A 15224-nucleotide genomic window follows, 5' to 3' on the forward strand; every position below is an offset into this window, starting at 1 on the left:
CTCGAGGATTACTGGCCGAGTTGCTCGGCCATTTCAGCCGAACGCCGGGCGGCGGCGCCAAGCGCCTGTTCTACCAGGGCTTCGAAGCCGCCGGCCTGGAAGGTCTTGATCGCGGCTTCGGTGGTGCCGGCCGGCGAGGTCACCCGACGGCGCAGTTCGGCGGCGTCGACGTCGCTGGTGACGGCCATGCGGGCCGCACCGAGGGCGGTCTGCTGGCTCAGCTGGATGGCGACTTCACGCGACAGGCCGAGTTTCTCGCCGGCGGCGGTCATGGCCTCGATCAGCAGGAAGAAATACGCCGGGCCGCTACCGGAGACCGCGGTGACCGCGTCCAGTTGTTGTTCTTCGTCCAGCCACAGGGCGGTGCCGACGGCCGACAGCAGGGTCTGCGCCTGCTGGCGTTGCTCGGCGGAGACCTGCCCGGTGGCGAACAGGCCGCTCACGCCCTGGCGCAGCAGCGCCGGGGTGTTGGGCATGCAGCGCACGATCGGCTGGGCGCCGAGCCAGTTGTTCATGCTCGCGCAGGTGATACCGGCGGCGATGGACACTACCAGTTGATGGGGCTTGAGGTGCGGGCGCAAGGCCTCGCACACGGCTTTCATGGCCTGCGGCTTGACCGCCAGTACCACCACGTCGGCCCCTTCGATGGCTTGGGCGTTGTCGGCGAACACTTCGATACCGTGTTCGGTCTGGACCCGAGCACGGGTCTCGGCGCCCGGATCGCTGGCGCGAATCAGCGCGGCGTCCAGGCCTTCGGCGCGCAGGCCGCCGATCAGGCTGGCCGCCATGTTGCCGGCACCGATGAAAGTGATTCGATTATTGCTCATGACGGATCCTTTGAACGAGTGTGTATGGCCATTTCAGGCCTGGCCGTAGTCGCGGGCGCCAAACAGTGCGGTACCGATCCGCACCCAGGTGGCGCCCTGGGCAATGGCCGATTCGAGATCGTGGCTCATGCCCATGGAAAGTGTGTCAAGCGGCAGGTGCAGGCTGTCTTGCAAAGTCCGCACGGTGGCGAACGCGGCGTCTTGTGCGGCACGCTCTTCGGTGGGTTCGGGAATCGCCATCAGGCCGCGCAGGACCAGGTTCGGCAAGGCGCCGATGGCCGCGACCAGGGCCGGCAGGTCGGCCGGTGTGCAGCCGGATTTGCTGGCTTCGCCGCTGACATTGACCTGGATGCAGATGTTCAGCGGCGGCAGGTCGGCCGGACGCTGTTCGGACAGGCGTTGTGCTATTTTCAGGCGGTCCACGGAGTGCACCCAGTCGAAATGCTCGGCGATGGCTCGAGTCTTGTTCGATTGAATGGGGCCGATAAAGTGCCAACACAAGGGCAGGTCGGTCAATTGCGCCTGTTTGCCGAGGGCTTCCTGCAGGTAGTTCTCGCCGAAATCCCGCAGGCCGGCGGCATGGGCTTCACGCACGGCCTCGGCGGGCTTGGTCTTGCTCACGGCGAGCAGGCGGATGTCGGCGGCGTCGCGGCCGCAGGCTTGAGCGGCGGCGCTGATACGGGCTGCAACGGAGGCAATGTTGTCTGCTATCGTGGTCATTCAATTTCGCCAGCAGGTCAAAAGTCTGCGGCATTCTACCTGTATTGGGGAGTCTCATGGATATCACCGAGCTGCTGGCCTTTAGCGCCAAACAGGGCGCGTCGGACTTGCACCTCTCGGCCGGGCTGCCGCCGATGATCCGTGTCGATGGTGACGTGCGCCGGATCAACCTGCCGGCGCTGGACCACAAGCAGGTCCACGACCTGATCTACGACATCATGAATGACCGCCAGCGCAAGGATTTCGAGGAGTTCCTGGAAACCGACTTCTCCTTCGAGGTGCCGGGCGTGGCGCGCTTCCGGGTCAACGCCTTCAACCAGAACCGCGGCGCGGGAGCGGTCTTCCGGACCATTCCGTCGAAAGTCCTGACCATGAACGACCTGGGCATGGGCGAGGTGTTCCGCAAGATCACCGAGGTGCCCCGTGGACTGGTGCTGGTGACCGGGCCCACTGGCTCGGGCAAGTCGACCACCCTGGCGGCGATGATCGACTACCTGAACAACAACAAGCATCACCATATCCTGACCATCGAGGACCCGATCGAATTCGTCCACGAGTCGAAGAAGTGCCTGGTCAACCAGCGCGAAGTGCACCGCGACACCCAGAGTTTCTCCGCCGCCCTGCGTTCGGCCCTGCGCGAAGACCCGGATGTCATCCTGGTGGGCGAGATGCGCGACCTGGAAACCATCCGCCTGGCCCTCACCGCCGCCGAAACCGGCCACCTGGTGTTCGGTACGCTGCACACCACTTCCGCGGCGAAGACCATCGACCGGGTGGTCGACGTGTTCCCGGCGGAGGAGAAATCCATGGTCCGCTCGATGCTCTCCGAATCCCTGCAGGCGGTGATTTCCCAGAGTCTGCTGAAAAAGGTCGGCGGTGGACGGGTCGCGGCCCATGAGATCATGCTCGGCACCCCGGCGATCCGTAACCTGATCCGCGAGGACAAGGTGGCGCAGATGTATTCGTCGATCCAGACCGGCGGCTCCCTCGGTATGCAGACCCTGGATATGTGCCTCAAGGATCTGTTGGCCAAGGGCCTGATCACCCGTGATAACGCCCGCGAGAAGGCGAAGATTCCCGACAACTTCTAGGGCCCAAAGACGCTGGAGCTTCTACGCTGTCACACAGGTAATGCCTGAACTGACGCGGAGAAGCTCATGGAGTTCGAGAAACTGCTGCGCCTGATGGTGGAGAAGGGCGGTTCCGACCTGTTCATCACCCCGGGTCTGCCGCCGTCGCTGAAGGTCAACGGCCAGATCCTGCCGGTGACCCGCACCCCGCTGACCCAGGAACAGACCCACGACGCGGTGTTCGGACTGATGAGCGAGCGCCAGAAGCTCGACTTCACCCACCTGCACGAATGCAACTTCGCCATTCATCCCAAGGGCATCGGCCGCTTCCGCGTCAGTGCCTTCTATCAGCGCAACCAGCCGGGCATGGTGCTGCGGCGTATCGAGACACAGATTCCGCAGCTGGCCGACCTGAAGTTGCCGGAGATCATCGAGCAACTGGCACTGCTCAAGCGCGGGCTGGTGATGTTCGTCGGGGCCACCGGTACCGGCAAGTCGACGTCCCTGGCGGCGATGATCGGCCACCGCAACCAGCAGGGCAGCGGGCATATCGTCACGGTGGAGGACCCGATCGAGTTTATCCATGAGCACCAGAACTGCATCATTACCCAGCGCGAAGTGGGCATCGATACCGATTCCTACGAAGTGGCGCTGAAAAACACCCTGCGCCAGGCGCCGGACCTGATCATGATCGGTGAAGTGCGCAGCCGCGAAACCATGGGCCATGCCCTGGCCTTCGCGGAAACCGGGCATCTGTGCCTGGCAACCCTGCACGCCCCGAATGCCGACCAGGCGCTGGAGCGGATCATCAACTTCTTCCCGGTGGACCGGCATCCGCAGATCTGGATGGAGTTGTCACTCAATCTGCGCGCAATCGTCGCCCAGCAGTTGATCCCGACCCGGGATGGCAGCGGAAGGCGGGCGGTGGTGGAAGTGCTGCTGAATACGCCGCTGATGGCCGACCTGATTCGCAAGGGCGAGATCAAGGAACTCAAGTCGCTGATGAAGCGCTCCACCGAGCAGGGCATGCAGACCCTGGACCAGGCGTTGTACGTGTTGTACCAGGAAGGCGCGATCAGCTACCGCGATGCCCTGGCCTATGCCGATTCGGCCAATGACCTGCGGTTGATGATCAAGCTGGAGAAGGGGGCTGGCGCGGAAGGGGCGGCTGACTTGAGCCTGAATCCGGAGTAAACGGGAGGGTGAAGGACTCTACTTGTGGCGAGCGGGCTTGCCCGCGCTGGGTTGCGAAGCAACCCTGAAATCTGTGCCCGCGGAGTATCCGACGTATCTCGATGGCTGGTTTACGACTGCTTCGCAGCCGAGCGCGGGCAAGTCCGCTCGCCACAACAAGCCCGCTCGGCAACCTCAGCGGTCAGATCAGCGCTGAACAACCCGCAGGTGGCTGTTCTGTTCTTTCGGAATCACCCGCTTGGCGATTGCGTAGTGGCTGTCCCAGTAGGGTTTCTTCAGGGTGTCGATGGTCACGGCCTTGCCGCGACGCGGGGCATGGATAAACCGGTCATTGCCCAGGTAGATGGCGACGTGGTTGACCTTGCGGCTCTTGATGTTGAAGAACAGCAGATCGCCCGGTTTCAGGTCCTTGCGGTCGACTTTCTGCCCGTGGCCGGCGGCCATGGCGTTGGATGTACGCGGCAGATCGCCGGCGGCGACGCCGTTGAAGGCATACTTGACCAGGCCACTGCAGTCGAAGCCCTTGCTCGGGCTGCTGCCGCCCCAGCGATAAGGCGTGCCCAGCACGTTCACCGCGCGGCTCAGCACGGCGCTGCTCTGCTTGGCGTTCGGTGCACCGGCGACAGCCGTGGTGACCACGCTGTGCTTCACTTTGAGCGAGCTGTTGTGCTTGCCTGGGTGCTTGCTGGTTGGAACGGTGATCTCGGACAGTTTGGCAACGGTTGCAGGTGACTTTGCGGTATGACCGTTGATGGATGGAAGACGTTGCTCACGATTGGTGGCGTGGGCGGCCAGTGGCATCAGAAGGCAAATGGTCAGCCATGTCTTGAAAAATGGTCGCATTAGGCAAGGCTCATATGGGTTAGCGCGCAACTTTATAACAGCTTTTTGGTCATTTCCGAGGCCGTTTGTCGATTCTATACAGGGGTCAAAACCGCTCCGGGACAGCGAAAAGAGACTCATGGGTCACGTGCAGGTCAGGCCCCACAAGGCTTTCAGCGATTTTCGGCAAGAGTTTGTTACATGTTTTGAGACAGTAAAAAAGTCACACGAAATGACGAAAAATTTATCTATCGGGCTCAGAGAGGTCGTTCATGAACAGCTATCGGCAAGATGGCACACCGGCTAGTACCCATAATGTTTTACTCGGGTATTTGCTGTGGATTTTCGGTTTTACCGGTTCTCACCGCTTCTATTACGGCAAGCCGATCACCGGCACGATCTGGTTTTGTACCCTGGGGCTCCTCGGGATCGGCTGGCTGATCGACGTGTTCCTGATTCCGGGCATGGATCGTGAAGCCGACCTGCGGTTTACCCCGGGGCCACTCGACTACAACGTCGCCTGGTTGCTGCTGACCTTCCTCGGCCTCCTGGGCGTGCACCGGATGTACCAGGGCAAATGGCTGACCGGGCTGCTTTATCTGGTGACGGGTGGGCTGCTGGGGTTGGGCGTGCTGTATGACTTCTGGACGTTGAATGACCAGATATCGCTGAAGAACAGCGGGCGGGGCTGAGACCGCCGCACAGATCGTTCCCACGCCGAGCGTGGGAACGATCGACCTTTGTGCCGCAGCGCTGCTGCGGTGTCAGGCCTGGTGGGTGATCCGTCCGTCCATCAGCGTGTAGCGCACTGTTCCCGGCAACGCGTGGCCGATGAACGGGCAGTTCTCGCCACGGGACAGCCAGTGCTCGCCGGCCACGGTCGACGTACTTGGGTCGAACAGCACCAGGTCCGCCGCCGCCCCCACCGCCAGCTTGCCCGCCGGCAGGCGCAGGGCGTCGGCCGGGCCGGCGCTCAGGCGCGCGAGCAGGGTCGGCAGGTCCAGCAGGCCATCCTCAACCAGGGTCAACGCCAGCGGCAGCAGCAGCTCGACGCTGCTGATCCCCGGCTCGGTCGCGCCGAACGGTGCCAGCTTGGCGTCGCGCTCATGGGGCTGGTGATGGCTGGAAATCGCCTGGACCACCCCGGATTTCACCGCTTCACGCAGGCCGTCGCGGTCGGCGCGGGTGCGCAGCGGCGGTTGCACGTGATAGAGGCTGGAGAAATCGATCAGCGCTTCGTCGGTCAGGATCAACTGGTACAGCGCCACATCGGCGGTGACCCGCAGGCCTCGTGCCTGTGCCTGGGCGATCAGCGCCACGCCGCGGGCGCTGGTCAGCTGGCTGAAGTGCGCGCGTACGCCGGTCTGTTCCACCAGTAGCAGGTCGCGGGCCAGGGCCACGGTTTCCGCGGTTTCCGGGATGCCCGGCAAGCCGAGGAAGCTGGCGGTCGCGCCTTCGTGGGCCAGGCCGCCTTCGGCCAGGTCATGGTCCTGGGAGTGGAATACCACCGTCAGGTCGAAGGTTGCCGCGTAATCCAGCGCGCGGCACAGGGTGCGGCTGTTGCGGAAACTGTCCAGGCCGTTGCCGAAGGCCACGCAACCGGCGTCACGCAGGGCAACCAGTTCGGCCAGTTGCTCGCCGTCGAGGCCCTTGCTCAGCGCGCCGATCGGGAACACCTTGGTGTTGCCGGCCTCGCGGGCGCGGTCGAGGATCAACTCGGCCACCGCCGAGGTGTCCAGCACCGGTCTGGTCCGTGGCGGACAGCACAGGCTGGTGACACCGCCGGCGGCGGCGGCGCGGGTTTCGCTGGCGATGCTACCTTTGCGGCTGTAGCCCGGCTCGCGCAGGGCGACGTTGAGGTCCACCAGCCCGGGGGCGGCGACCAGGCCGTTGGCGTCGATGGTTTCACTGGCGGCGAAACCCGCCGGGGCGGCGCCGATGGCAATGATCTTGCCGGCTTCCAGGTGCAGATCGATAACTTGATCCAGGCCACTGCTTGGATCGATGACGCGGGCGCCGAGAATGCTGAGCTTCACTGGGCGTTCTCCTGCTCGAATTGGCGCTGGGCGGTTTGCCCGCTCATGGCCATGGACAGCACGGCCATGCGCACGGCGATACCGTAGGTGACTTGATTGAGGATGACCGAGCGCGGGCCGTCGGCCACCGCCGACTCGATTTCCACGCCGCGGTTGATCGGGCCAGGGTGCATCACGATGGCATCCGGCTTGGCCCCGGCGAGGCGCGCGGTGGTCAGGCCGAACAGGCGGTAGAACTCGCCTTCACTGGGTAGCAGGCCGCCGGTCATGCGTTCACGCTGCAGGCGCAGCATGATCACCACGTCGACATCCTTCAGGCCTTCGGCCAGGTCGGTGTAGACCTTCACACCGTATTGCTCGATACCGATCGGCAGCAGGGTTTTCGGCGCGATCACGCGGATATCCGGACAGCCCAGGGTCTTCAGCGCGAGCATGTTCGAGCGCGCGACCCGCGAGTGCAGGATGTCGCCGACAATCGCCACGGAGAGGTTTTCGAAGCCGCCCTTGTGGCGACGGATGGTCAGCATGTCGAGCATGCCCTGGGTCGGGTGGGCATGGCGGCCGTCGCCGCCGTTGATGATCGCCACCTGCGGGCAGACGTGCTCGGCGATGAAGTGCGCGGCGCCGGAGTCGCCGTGGCGCACCACGAACATGTCGGCGGCCATGGCTTCGAGGTTGCGCAGCGTGTCGAGCAGGGTTTCGCCCTTGCTCGCCGACGAGGTCGACACGTTCAGGGTGATCACGTCCGCCGACAGCCGCTGGGCCGCCAGTTCGAAGGTGGTGCGGGTGCGGGTGGAGTTCTCGAAGAACACGTTGCACACGGTCTTGCCGCGCAGCAGCGGGACTTTCTTCACCGCCCGGGCGCCGACCTCGAGGAAGGAATCGGCGGTATCGAGGATCTCGGTCAGCAGCTCGCGGCGCAAACCGTCAAGCGACAGGAAGTGGCGCAGCTGGCCCTGATCATTGAGCTGCAGGGGGCGCTTGGCGTCTGGAGGCGTCATCGCAAGGGACTCTTTTTAAGTGCTTAAAGGGCCAGGTCTTGAAGTTCAAGTTGGAGCGGTGCGGGGCCGGACAATTTTACCCGTTCCGTGGGCGCCAGTGACAGGGTCGCGCCCACCACATTCGGCCGGATCGGCAGCTCGGCGGCGTCCAGGTCCAGCAGGCAGACCAGGGTCACGCTGGCCGGGCGGCCATAGTCGAACAGTTCGTTGAGGGCGGCGCGGATGGTGCGGCCGCTCATCAATACGTCGTCGATCAGCACCAGGTGCTGGCCTTCGATCTCGAACGGCAGCTCGGAAGGACGCACCTGCGGATGCAGGCCGTTCTGGCTGAAGTCGTCGCGGTAGAAGGAGACGTCCAGGGTGCCCAGCGGCGAATCGCTGTCCAGCGCCTTGAGCAACGCCTGCGCGACCCACACGCCGCCGGTGCGGATGCCGATATAGCGCGGGGTGTCTATGCCACGCTGTTGCAGGTGGGCCTTGAGGCGGATGGCCATCTGGTCGATCAGTTCGGCGGGATTGGGCAGGCTCATGGTGGCTCCTTCAAGGGCCCCGCCCGGCAAGCGCGGCGGGGGCTGAAACGGTGGGGCGTGAAACGCCTTCAGGATTCGGGGGGTGCAGGGTTTTCTTCGATCCAGCTTTGCAGCAGCAGCCTGGCGGCGATGGCGTCCACCGGGTTGTCGCGATAGGTGCCTTTCTGCCCGCCCCTGGCCATGCGTTCGCCCTTGGCCTCGAAGGTGGTCAGGCGTTCATCCTGGGTGAAGAACGGCACGTTGTAGCGACCGTTGAGCCGGCGGGCGAATTTTTCCGCCCGGGCGCACATCTCGCTGGGGGTGCCGTCCATGTTCAGGGGCAGGCCGACCACCACGGCGTCGGGTTTCCACTCCTTGATCAGGGCTTCGACCTGATTCCAGTCGGGAATGCCGTTCTGCGCCTTGAGGGTACACAGCTCGCGGGCCTGGCCGGTGATCATCTGGCCGACGGCGACGCCGATCTGCCGGGTCCCGTAGTCGAAGCCCAGCAGCAGGCGGATAGTGGCCATCAGGCGTGGCCCGCCTGGCTGGTGAGCAGGCTGAGGTTGACGCCCAGCTGGGCGGCGGCGGCGGCCAGGCGGGCATCGCTGTCGGTTTCGAAGAGGATGTCCGGCGAGAACGGGCAGGTCAGCCAGGCGTTGTCGGCCAGTTCGGCTTCCAGTTGCCCGGCCTCCCAGCCGGCGTAGCCGAGGGCGATCAGGCTGCGTTCCGGGCCGATGCCGTCGGCGATGGCGAACAGCACGTCCTGGGACGTCGACAGCGCCAGGCCTTCGAGTTCGACGGTGGCCTGGTAGGTCTTGCCGATCGGATGCAGGACAAAGCCGCGATCGGTCTGCACCGGGCCGCCGGAGTAGATCGGCACATGCTGGCAGAGTCCGGGCGGATCGATGTCCGGGCGCAACTGTTCGAGGATATCGGCCAGGTTCAGCGATTGCGGGCGGTTGATAACCAGTCCCATGGCACCGTTCGCGGTGTGCTCGACGATATAGGTCAAGGTCTGCGCGAAATTCGGGTCGGCCATATGCGGCATGGCGATCAGGAAGTGATGCTTGAGGTAAGTCGGGGTGAGGTTTTTCATGAGCCCTAGTGTGGCGTTGGGCGGGCAAGCTGACAAGCTGAGGATGATGCAGGCGTCTCAATGTGTGACACGCGTTGTGGGGACGGGGCTGTGTGGGAGGACTTGTGTGGATAGGGGCTGCTTGGGAGGGGCTGTGTAGGAGGGTCTGGGTGGGAGGGGGCTTGCCCCCGAAGGCGTCCTTGAGGGCGGCAAGAGCTTCGGGGGCAAGCCCCCTCCCACAGGTTCTCCTGCAAGCTCTCCACAGGCTCTCCTGCAGGTTCTCCTGCAAGCTCTCCCACAGGTTCTCCTGCAAACTCTCCCACAAGTTCTCCTGCAAGTTTCCTCACAGGGTTTCAGTTGCTGGACAGCTTGTCTCCCCGGGCAAAACGCCAGGTGCGGATGATTTCCAGGCGGTCGATGTCCGACAGGTCGCCGGTAAAGGGCGCGAAGGGCGCCGCCAGGCGCACGATGCGCTGGGCCGCCTGGTCCAGCAGGGGTTGCCCGGACGACTCCAGCACCAGCACCTCATACAGCGAACCGTCGTGGTTGATCGAGACCATCAGCCGCAGGTTGCCGTAGATCTGCTGGCGCCGGGCTTCCTCGGGATAGTTGAGGTTGCCGATCCGCTCGACCTTCTTGCGCCACTCGTCCTTGTACCAGGCGCCCTTGTCGCGCATGGTCGAGGCCGCGCTGAGGCGATGGATGCGCGGGCGTTTGGCGTACAGTTGCTGCTCCTTGGCCAGTTCCGCTTCCAGGCTGGCGATATCGCTGGACAGCTGCGAGCTGTCGAACGTCGGCACCTCGGCCTTGGGCACGACTTCGGCCTTGGTTTCCTCGCGCCGGGTGACGGTTTTCTTCGGCTTTGACGCCACGGTGGCGACCGCGGCCTTGGGCGCCGCTTCCTTGACTTCCTGCTTGACCGGTGGGGGCGGGGTCACTTTATTGACGATGTTGTCCTGGAAGGGCGCGACCTCGGTGGTGGTGGGGATCGCCTTTTTATCCAGGGTGCCGCTGCCCTGCTGGTTCTCCTGGGCGATGAAGTCGGCCTTGGCCGGCTTGGTTTCGCTCTTGAAGGTGGCCAGGGTGATTTCCAGGGTCCTGCTGATCTGCTTGGGTTCGACGAAGCTGAAGCCGATGCCGAGAATCAGTGCCAGGTGGATCAGGGCGGCGAGAAACAGGGTAAAACCGAGCCGATCGGCCGGGCGCACGCCGGTGCGGGAGAGTTCGGGGGGCAGATCGGCGGGGAGTGTCATGACCAGAAAACCAACATCACGCGTATCAGAGGCGATGCATGATAACGCAATGTTGGTTTCATCTCGGCTGTTCTACATCAACGGCTTTTGAGCTTCTGCTCGATGGCATCCATCAACAGGCCGCCGATATTGGTGCCGAAGGCGTTGTCGATTTCGCGGATGCAGGTGGGGCTGGTGACGTTGATTTCCGTCAGGTGCTCGCCGATCACGTCGAGGCCGACGAACAGCAGGCCTTTTTCGCGCAAGGTCGGGCCGACCTGGGCGGCGATCCAGCGATCGCGGTCGGTCAGCGGACGGGCTTCGCCACGGCCACCGGCGGCCAGGTTGCCGCGGGTTTCGCCGGCCGCCGGGATCCGCGCCAGGCAGTACGGCACCGGCTCGCCGTCGATCATCAAGATGCGTTTGTCGCCGTCCTTGATCCCCGGCAGGTAGGCCTGGGCCATGATCTGCTGGGTGCCGAGGGCGGTCAGGGTCTCGAGGATCACCGACAGGTTCGGATCGCCGACGCGGTGACGGAAGATCGAGGTGCCGCCCATGCCGTCCAGCGGCTTGAGGATCACATCGCCGTGCTTGGCGGCGAATTCACGCAGGACATCGGCCCGGCGGCTGACCAGGGTCGGCGGCGTGCAGTGCGGGAACTGGGTGGCGAACAGCTTTTCGTTGCAGTCGCGCAGGCTCTGGGGCTTGTTCACCACCAGTACGCCGGCACGCTCGGCCTGTTCCAGCAGGTAGGTGGAGTAGACGAACTCCATGTCGAACGGCGGATCCTTGCGCATCAGGATCACGTCCAGCTCGCTCAGGGCCGCGTCGGTCTCGGCTTCCAGCTCGAACCAGTGCTCGGGGTTGGCGAACACCTTCAAGGGCTTCATCCGCGCCCGGGCCACGCCGGCATCCTGGTAAAGGTCCTGCTGCTCCATATAGAACAGCGTCCAGCCGCGCTCCTGGGCGGCCAGCAACATGGCCAGCGAGCTGTCCTTCTTATAGGAAATGCTGGCGATGGGGTCCATGACAATCCCGAGACGAACGCTCATGGGCTATATCCTCTGTTGGCCGTGAAGGCCGCAATGGCTTGAAAAAGTGGCGTCAGAGTGGCGCTACACCGATTCCCGGTCAAGGAAAAACCGCCTCTGGCACGCGCGCCGAGGCCGCTCATGGATTGCGTGGGGAGACTGTGCTAAAAAGGTTCGCATCCTGTACGAAATCCTTCCACATCAAGGGTTTCGCGCCCGGAAACCGGGTACCCGTAGAAAACGACTCGCTGTGGCGATGGTAGAGCAGATATGGAACAGCATTCCACCGCCTTGAAAGTCATGGTCATCGATGACTCCAAGACGATTCGTCGCACCGCCGAAACGCTGCTCAAGCATGTCGGTTGTGAAGTCATCACCGCCATCGACGGTTTCGACGCGCTGGCCAAGATTGCCGATCATCATCCGGGCATCATCTTTGTCGACATCATGATGCCGCGCCTGGATGGTTATCAGACCTGCGCCCTGATCAAGAACAACAGTGCGTTCAAGTCGACGCCGGTGATCATGCTGTCGTCCAAGGACGGCCTGTTCGACAAGGCCAAGGGACGCATCGTCGGTTCTGACCGGTTTTTGACCAAGCCCTTTAGCAAGGAAGAGCTGCTGGATGCGATCAAGGCCCATGTACCGGGGTTCGCGGCAGTGGAACAAGCACATTGACGGGCGGCCGGTGGGCCGCCCGCTTTATAAGAAATGGGGAACACCATGGCACGCATCCTGATCGTCGATGATTCGCCGACTGAAATGTACAAACTGACCGGCATGCTGGAAAAGCATGGTCATGAAGTCCTCAAGGCCGAGAACGGCGCCGACGGCGTGGCCCTGGCCCGCCAGGAAAAGCCCGACGCGGTGCTGATGGACATCGTCATGCCCGGCCTCAACGGTTTCCAGGCGACCCGCCAGTTGACCAAGGACCCGGAAACCGCGGCGATCCCGGTGATCATCATTACCACCAAGGATCAGGAAACCGACAAGGTCTGGGGCACGCGCCAGGGCGCCAGGGACTACCTGACCAAGCCGGTCGACGAAGAGACCCTGCTCAAGACCCTGAACAACGTCCTGGCCGGTTGACGGCCGGCGCCCATGGCTGAGTCGCAGACCGCCTTCCAGCTGCTGCTGGAAATCGACCAGCGCTGCCGGTTGCTGGCGGCGGACCTGCCGTCCCAGGAAGCCCGCCAGGACACCTGGAGCGGTATCGGCTTCCGGCTCGGCGAGCAATGGTACGTGGCGCCGATGGGTGAAGTGGCCGAGGTCCTCCATGAGCCGCGCTACACCCTGTTGCCGGGGGTGAAGCCCTGGGTCAGGGGCGTCGCCAACCTGCGCGGGCGGTTGTTGCCGATCATGGACCTGTGCGGTTTCTTCGGCCATGAGTTGTCGGTATTGCGTAAACAGCGGCGGGTGCTGGTGCTGGAATACAAGGAAGTGTTCGCCGGCCTGCTGGTGGATGAGGTGGCGGGCATGCAGCACTTTCCCCAGGGCAGCCGGCAGATGCATTCGGTCGAGCGCCCGGAACTGGTGGTGGCGCCCTTTGTCCAGGGCTGTTTCGAGCGTGGGCGCAGCTGGTGGGTGTTCAGCCCGTTTGTCCTGGCCCAGGCGCCGGGTTTTCTCGATGTGGCGGTCTGATCGATGATTAAAGCCAAAACCAGCAAGCCCGAAGAGGCTTCGCGCAGCCGTTCGCAGATCATCGTGCTGTTTATCGCGCTGATCGTGTTCATCATGCTGCTGTTCGCCAACTTCGCGTACCTGAACACCCAGTCCAACTACGACAAGCAATACATCAGCCACGCCGGCGAGCTGCGGGTGCTGTCCCAGCGCATCGCCAAGAACGCCAGCGAGGCCGCCTCCGGCAAGGCCGCGGCGTTCAAGTTGCTCAGCGACGCGCGCAACGATTTCGCCCAGCGCTGGGGCTATCTGAAGAAAGGCGACCCGGCCACTGGCCTGCCTGCCGCGCCGCCGGTGGTGCGCACGGAGATGCACGCGGTGCAGCAGGACTGGGAAAGCCTGCTGAAGAATACCGACGCGATCCTGGCCAGCGAACAGACCGTGTTGTCCCTGCATCAGGTGGCCGCGACCCTGGCCGAAACCGTGCCGCAGTTGCAGGTCGAATACGAAAAGGTCGTGGAAATCCTCCTGCAACGCGGCGCCCCGGCGGCCCAGGTGGCCATGGCCCAGCGCCAGTCGTTGCTTGCCGAGCGCATTCTCGGTGCGGTGAACACCGTGCTGGCCGGCGATGAAACCGCATCCCAGGCCGCCGACGCCTTCGGGCGTGACGCGGCGCGCTTCGGCCAGGTGCTCAACGGCATGTTGCAGGGCAATGCGGCGCTGAAGATTTCCCAGGTCGAGGACAAGGACGCCCGCGCCCGGCTCGGCGATATCGCCGAACTCTTCGAGTTCGTCTCCGGCTCCGTCGACGAGATTCTCGAAACCTCGCCGGAACTGTTCCAGGTCCGTGAGTCCGCCAGCAATATCTTCAGCCTGTCGCAAACCCTGCTGGACGAAGCCTCGCACCTGGCCAACGGTTTCGAAAACCTGGCGGGCGGACGCTCCCTCGATACCATCGGCGGTTACGTCCTGGGCCTGCTGGCGTTGGCCTCGATCATCCTGATCGGCCTGGTGATGGTGCGCGAGACCAACCGGCAACTGCACGAAACCGCAGAGAAGAACGAGCGCAACCAGCACGCGATCATGCGTCTGCTGGATGAAATAGAGGATTTGGCCGACGGTGACCTGACCGTGACCGCCTCGGTGACCGAAGACTTCACCGGGACCATCGCCGACTCGATCAACTATTCGGTGGACCAGTTGCGCGACCTGGTCGCGACCATCAACCTCACCGCCGGCCAGGTCGCCGCCGCCGTGCAGGAAACCCAGGCTACCGCGATGCAATTGGCCGAGGCCTCCGAGCATCAGGCCCAGCAGATCAGCGAGGCGTCCGCCGCCATCAGCGACATGGCCGAGTCCATCGACCAGGTGTCGGCCAATGCCGCCGAATCCTCGGCGGTGGCCGAGCGCTCGGTGGAAATCGCCAACAAGGGTAACGAGGTGGTGCACAACACCATCCACGGCATGGACAATATCCGCGAGCAGATCCAGGACACCGCCAAGCGCATCAAGCGTCTGGGCGAGTCGTCCCAGGAAATCGGCGATATCGTCAGCCTGATCGACGATATTGCCGACCAGACCAACATCCTCGCCCTCAATGCGGCGATCCAGGCGTCCATGGCCGGCGATGCCGGGCGGGGCTTCGCGGTGGTCGCCGACGAAGTCCAGCGCCTGGCCGAGCGGTCCTCAGCCGCGACCCGGCAGATCGAGACCCTGGTGCGGGCGATCCAGGCCGACACCAACGAAGCGGTGATTTCCATGGAACAGACCACCACCGAAGTGGTGCGCGGTGCCCGGCTGGCGCAGGATGCCGGTGTCGCCCTGGAGGAAATCGAAGGCGTGTCGAAGACCCTGGCGGCACTGATCCAGAGCATCTCCAACGCGGCCCAGCAACAGACCTCGTCGGCGGGGCAGATTTCACTGACCATGAACGTGATCCAGCAGATCACCACCCAGACCTCATCCGGCTCGACCGCCACCGCCGACAGCATTGGCAACCTGGCGAAAATGGCCAGCCAGCTGCGGCGTTCGGTCTCCGGCTTCACCTTGCCCCAGGCGCAAGATGCGCGTGAAACCCGGTAGTG

General features: G+C 63.8%; 17 protein-coding genes. 7 read left to right on the forward strand and 10 right to left on the reverse strand.

Translation table 11 applies throughout. The features are described from left to right. Nucleotides 1-8: 8 nt before the first annotated feature. Together proC and HX851_RS01150 are read right to left on the reverse strand one after the other, a co-directional pair. Entirely contained in the window at nt 9-827 is an 819-nt protein-coding gene (gene proC / locus HX851_RS01145; protein WP_177055969.1) for a pyrroline-5-carboxylate reductase, read from the reverse strand. 33 nt (nt 828-860) lie between these two features. Then, entirely contained in the window at nt 861-1547 is a 687-nt protein-coding gene (locus tag HX851_RS01150) for a YggS family pyridoxal phosphate-dependent enzyme (RefSeq protein ID WP_177064644.1), read from the reverse strand. A 56-nt stretch (nt 1548-1603) separates the two neighbouring features. Here HX851_RS01150 and HX851_RS01155 point away from each other — a divergent pair, with 56 nt between their 5' ends. Together HX851_RS01155 and HX851_RS01160 are read left to right on the forward strand one after the other, a co-directional pair. Then, nucleotides 1604-2638: a type IV pilus twitching motility protein PilT gene (locus tag HX851_RS01155; protein ID WP_017124853.1), complete on the forward strand. Its 1035-nt coding sequence runs from the start codon at nt 1604-1606 to the stop codon at nt 2636-2638. A 66-nt stretch (nt 2639-2704) separates the two neighbouring features. Continuing rightward, nucleotides 2705-3811, forward strand: a complete 1107-nt coding sequence (locus HX851_RS01160) for a PilT/PilU family type 4a pilus ATPase (RefSeq protein ID WP_177055973.1) — start codon at nt 2705-2707, stop codon at nt 3809-3811. A 186-nt stretch (nt 3812-3997) separates the two neighbouring features. Here the strand turns inward: HX851_RS01160 and HX851_RS01165 are convergent, their stop codons facing one another. After that, a complete protein-coding gene (locus HX851_RS01165; protein ID WP_177055976.1) occupies nt 3998-4654 on the reverse strand; it encodes a C40 family peptidase in 657 nt (218 codons plus the stop codon). Nucleotides 4655-4905: 251 nt separating this feature from the next. On the opposite strand from HX851_RS01165, the gene HX851_RS01170 reads away from it, so the two are divergent. Then, nucleotides 4906-5325, forward strand: a complete 420-nt coding sequence (locus HX851_RS01170) for a TM2 domain-containing protein (RefSeq protein WP_177055978.1) — start codon at nt 4906-4908, stop codon at nt 5323-5325. 72 nt (nt 5326-5397) lie between these two features. On the opposite strand, the gene HX851_RS01175 is transcribed toward HX851_RS01170, so the two are convergent. From HX851_RS01175 to gshB, 7 genes are all read right to left on the reverse strand, one after another. Beyond that, nucleotides 5398-6669, reverse strand: a complete 1272-nt coding sequence (locus HX851_RS01175) for a dihydroorotase (RefSeq protein WP_177055980.1) — start codon at nt 6667-6669, stop codon at nt 5398-5400. Then, complete coding sequence (locus tag HX851_RS01180) at nt 6666-7670, reverse strand: aspartate carbamoyltransferase catalytic subunit (RefSeq protein WP_177055982.1); 1005 nt, start codon at nt 7668-7670, stop codon at nt 6666-6668. Before HX851_RS01180 ends, HX851_RS01175 begins: the two co-directional genes overlap by 4 nt. Nucleotides 7671-7693: 23 nt before the next feature. Then, nucleotides 7694-8200: a bifunctional pyr operon transcriptional regulator/uracil phosphoribosyltransferase PyrR gene (pyrR, locus tag HX851_RS01185; protein ID WP_177055984.1), complete on the reverse strand. Its 507-nt coding sequence runs from the start codon at nt 8198-8200 to the stop codon at nt 7694-7696. A gap of 68 nt (nt 8201-8268) precedes the next feature. Further along, a complete protein-coding gene (ruvX, locus tag HX851_RS01190) occupies nt 8269-8709 on the reverse strand; it encodes a Holliday junction resolvase RuvX (RefSeq protein WP_177055986.1) in 441 nt (146 codons plus the stop codon). Next, a complete protein-coding gene (locus tag HX851_RS01195) occupies nt 8709-9278 on the reverse strand; it encodes a YqgE/AlgH family protein (RefSeq protein ID WP_177055988.1) in 570 nt (189 codons plus the stop codon). The genes ruvX and HX851_RS01195 overlap by 1 nt, the downstream gene beginning before the upstream one ends. A 332-nt stretch (nt 9279-9610) precedes the next feature. Continuing rightward, on the reverse strand, nt 9611-10510 hold the full coding sequence (locus HX851_RS01200; protein ID WP_177064646.1) for an energy transducer TonB: 900 nt from the start codon (nt 10508-10510) through the stop codon (nt 9611-9613). A gap of 77 nt (nt 10511-10587) precedes the next feature. After that, nucleotides 10588-11541: a glutathione synthase gene (gene gshB / locus HX851_RS01205; RefSeq protein WP_177055992.1), complete on the reverse strand. Its 954-nt coding sequence runs from the start codon at nt 11539-11541 to the stop codon at nt 10588-10590. 249 nt (nt 11542-11790) lie between these two features. On the opposite strand from gshB, the gene pilG reads away from it, so the two are divergent. From pilG to HX851_RS01225, 4 genes are read left to right on the forward strand one after another with little or no spacing between them, the layout of a single operon-like run. Beyond that, nucleotides 11791-12198 carry a twitching motility response regulator PilG gene (gene pilG / locus HX851_RS01210; protein WP_017124841.1) on the forward strand — a complete coding sequence of 136 codons (408 nt, stop codon included), beginning with the start codon at nt 11791-11793 and terminating at the stop codon, nt 12196-12198. A 45-nt stretch (nt 12199-12243) separates the two neighbouring features. Then, complete coding sequence (gene pilH / locus HX851_RS01215) at nt 12244-12609, forward strand: twitching motility response regulator PilH (protein ID WP_042934830.1); 366 nt, start codon at nt 12244-12246, stop codon at nt 12607-12609. A 12-nt stretch (nt 12610-12621) separates the two neighbouring features. Then, a complete protein-coding gene (locus HX851_RS01220; RefSeq protein WP_177064648.1) occupies nt 12622-13161 on the forward strand; it encodes a chemotaxis protein CheW in 540 nt (179 codons plus the stop codon). A gap of 3 nt (nt 13162-13164) precedes the next feature. After that, entirely contained in the window at nt 13165-15222 is a 2058-nt protein-coding gene (locus HX851_RS01225) for a methyl-accepting chemotaxis protein (protein ID WP_177055997.1), read from the forward strand. Nucleotides 15223-15224: the final 2 nt, after the last annotated feature.

This window comes from Pseudomonas gingeri (assembly GCF_013385635.1).
Taxonomy (GTDB): Bacteria; Pseudomonadota; Gammaproteobacteria; order Pseudomonadales; family Pseudomonadaceae; genus Aquipseudomonas; species Aquipseudomonas gingeri_A.

Excerpts from the sequence above, each read along its gene's own strand:
- proC (WP_177055969.1), bottom strand. The coding sequence starts at position 827 with ATGAGCAATAATCGAATCACTTTCATCGGTGCCGGCAACATGGCGGCC.
- HX851_RS01150 (WP_177064644.1), bottom strand. The coding sequence starts at position 1,547 with ATGACCACGATAGCAGACAACATTGCCTCCGTTGCAGCCCGTATCAGC.
- HX851_RS01155 (WP_017124853.1), top strand. The coding sequence starts at position 1,604 with ATGGATATCACCGAGCTGCTGGCCTTTAGCGCCAAACAGGGCGCGTCG.
- HX851_RS01160 (WP_177055973.1), top strand. The coding sequence starts at position 2,705 with ATGGAGTTCGAGAAACTGCTGCGCCTGATGGTGGAGAAGGGCGGTTCC.
- HX851_RS01165 (WP_177055976.1), bottom strand. The coding sequence starts at position 4,654 with ATGCGACCATTTTTCAAGACATGGCTGACCATTTGCCTTCTGATGCCA.
- HX851_RS01170 (WP_177055978.1), top strand. The coding sequence starts at position 4,906 with ATGAACAGCTATCGGCAAGATGGCACACCGGCTAGTACCCATAATGTT.
- HX851_RS01180 (WP_177055982.1), bottom strand. The coding sequence starts at position 7,670 with ATGACGCCTCCAGACGCCAAGCGCCCCCTGCAGCTCAATGATCAGGGC.
- pyrR (WP_177055984.1), bottom strand. The coding sequence starts at position 8,200 with ATGAGCCTGCCCAATCCCGCCGAACTGATCGACCAGATGGCCATCCGC.
- ruvX (WP_177055986.1), bottom strand. The coding sequence starts at position 8,709 with ATGGCCACTATCCGCCTGCTGCTGGGCTTCGACTACGGGACCCGGCAG.
- HX851_RS01195 (WP_177055988.1), bottom strand. The coding sequence starts at position 9,278 with ATGAAAAACCTCACCCCGACTTACCTCAAGCATCACTTCCTGATCGCC.
- HX851_RS01200 (WP_177064646.1), bottom strand. The coding sequence starts at position 10,510 with ATGACACTCCCCGCCGATCTGCCCCCCGAACTCTCCCGCACCGGCGTG.
- gshB (WP_177055992.1), bottom strand. The coding sequence starts at position 11,541 with ATGAGCGTTCGTCTCGGGATTGTCATGGACCCCATCGCCAGCATTTCC.
- pilG (WP_017124841.1), top strand. The coding sequence starts at position 11,791 with ATGGAACAGCATTCCACCGCCTTGAAAGTCATGGTCATCGATGACTCC.
- pilH (WP_042934830.1), top strand. The coding sequence starts at position 12,244 with ATGGCACGCATCCTGATCGTCGATGATTCGCCGACTGAAATGTACAAA.
- HX851_RS01220 (WP_177064648.1), top strand. The coding sequence starts at position 12,622 with ATGGCTGAGTCGCAGACCGCCTTCCAGCTGCTGCTGGAAATCGACCAG.
- HX851_RS01225 (WP_177055997.1), top strand. The coding sequence starts at position 13,165 with ATGATTAAAGCCAAAACCAGCAAGCCCGAAGAGGCTTCGCGCAGCCGT.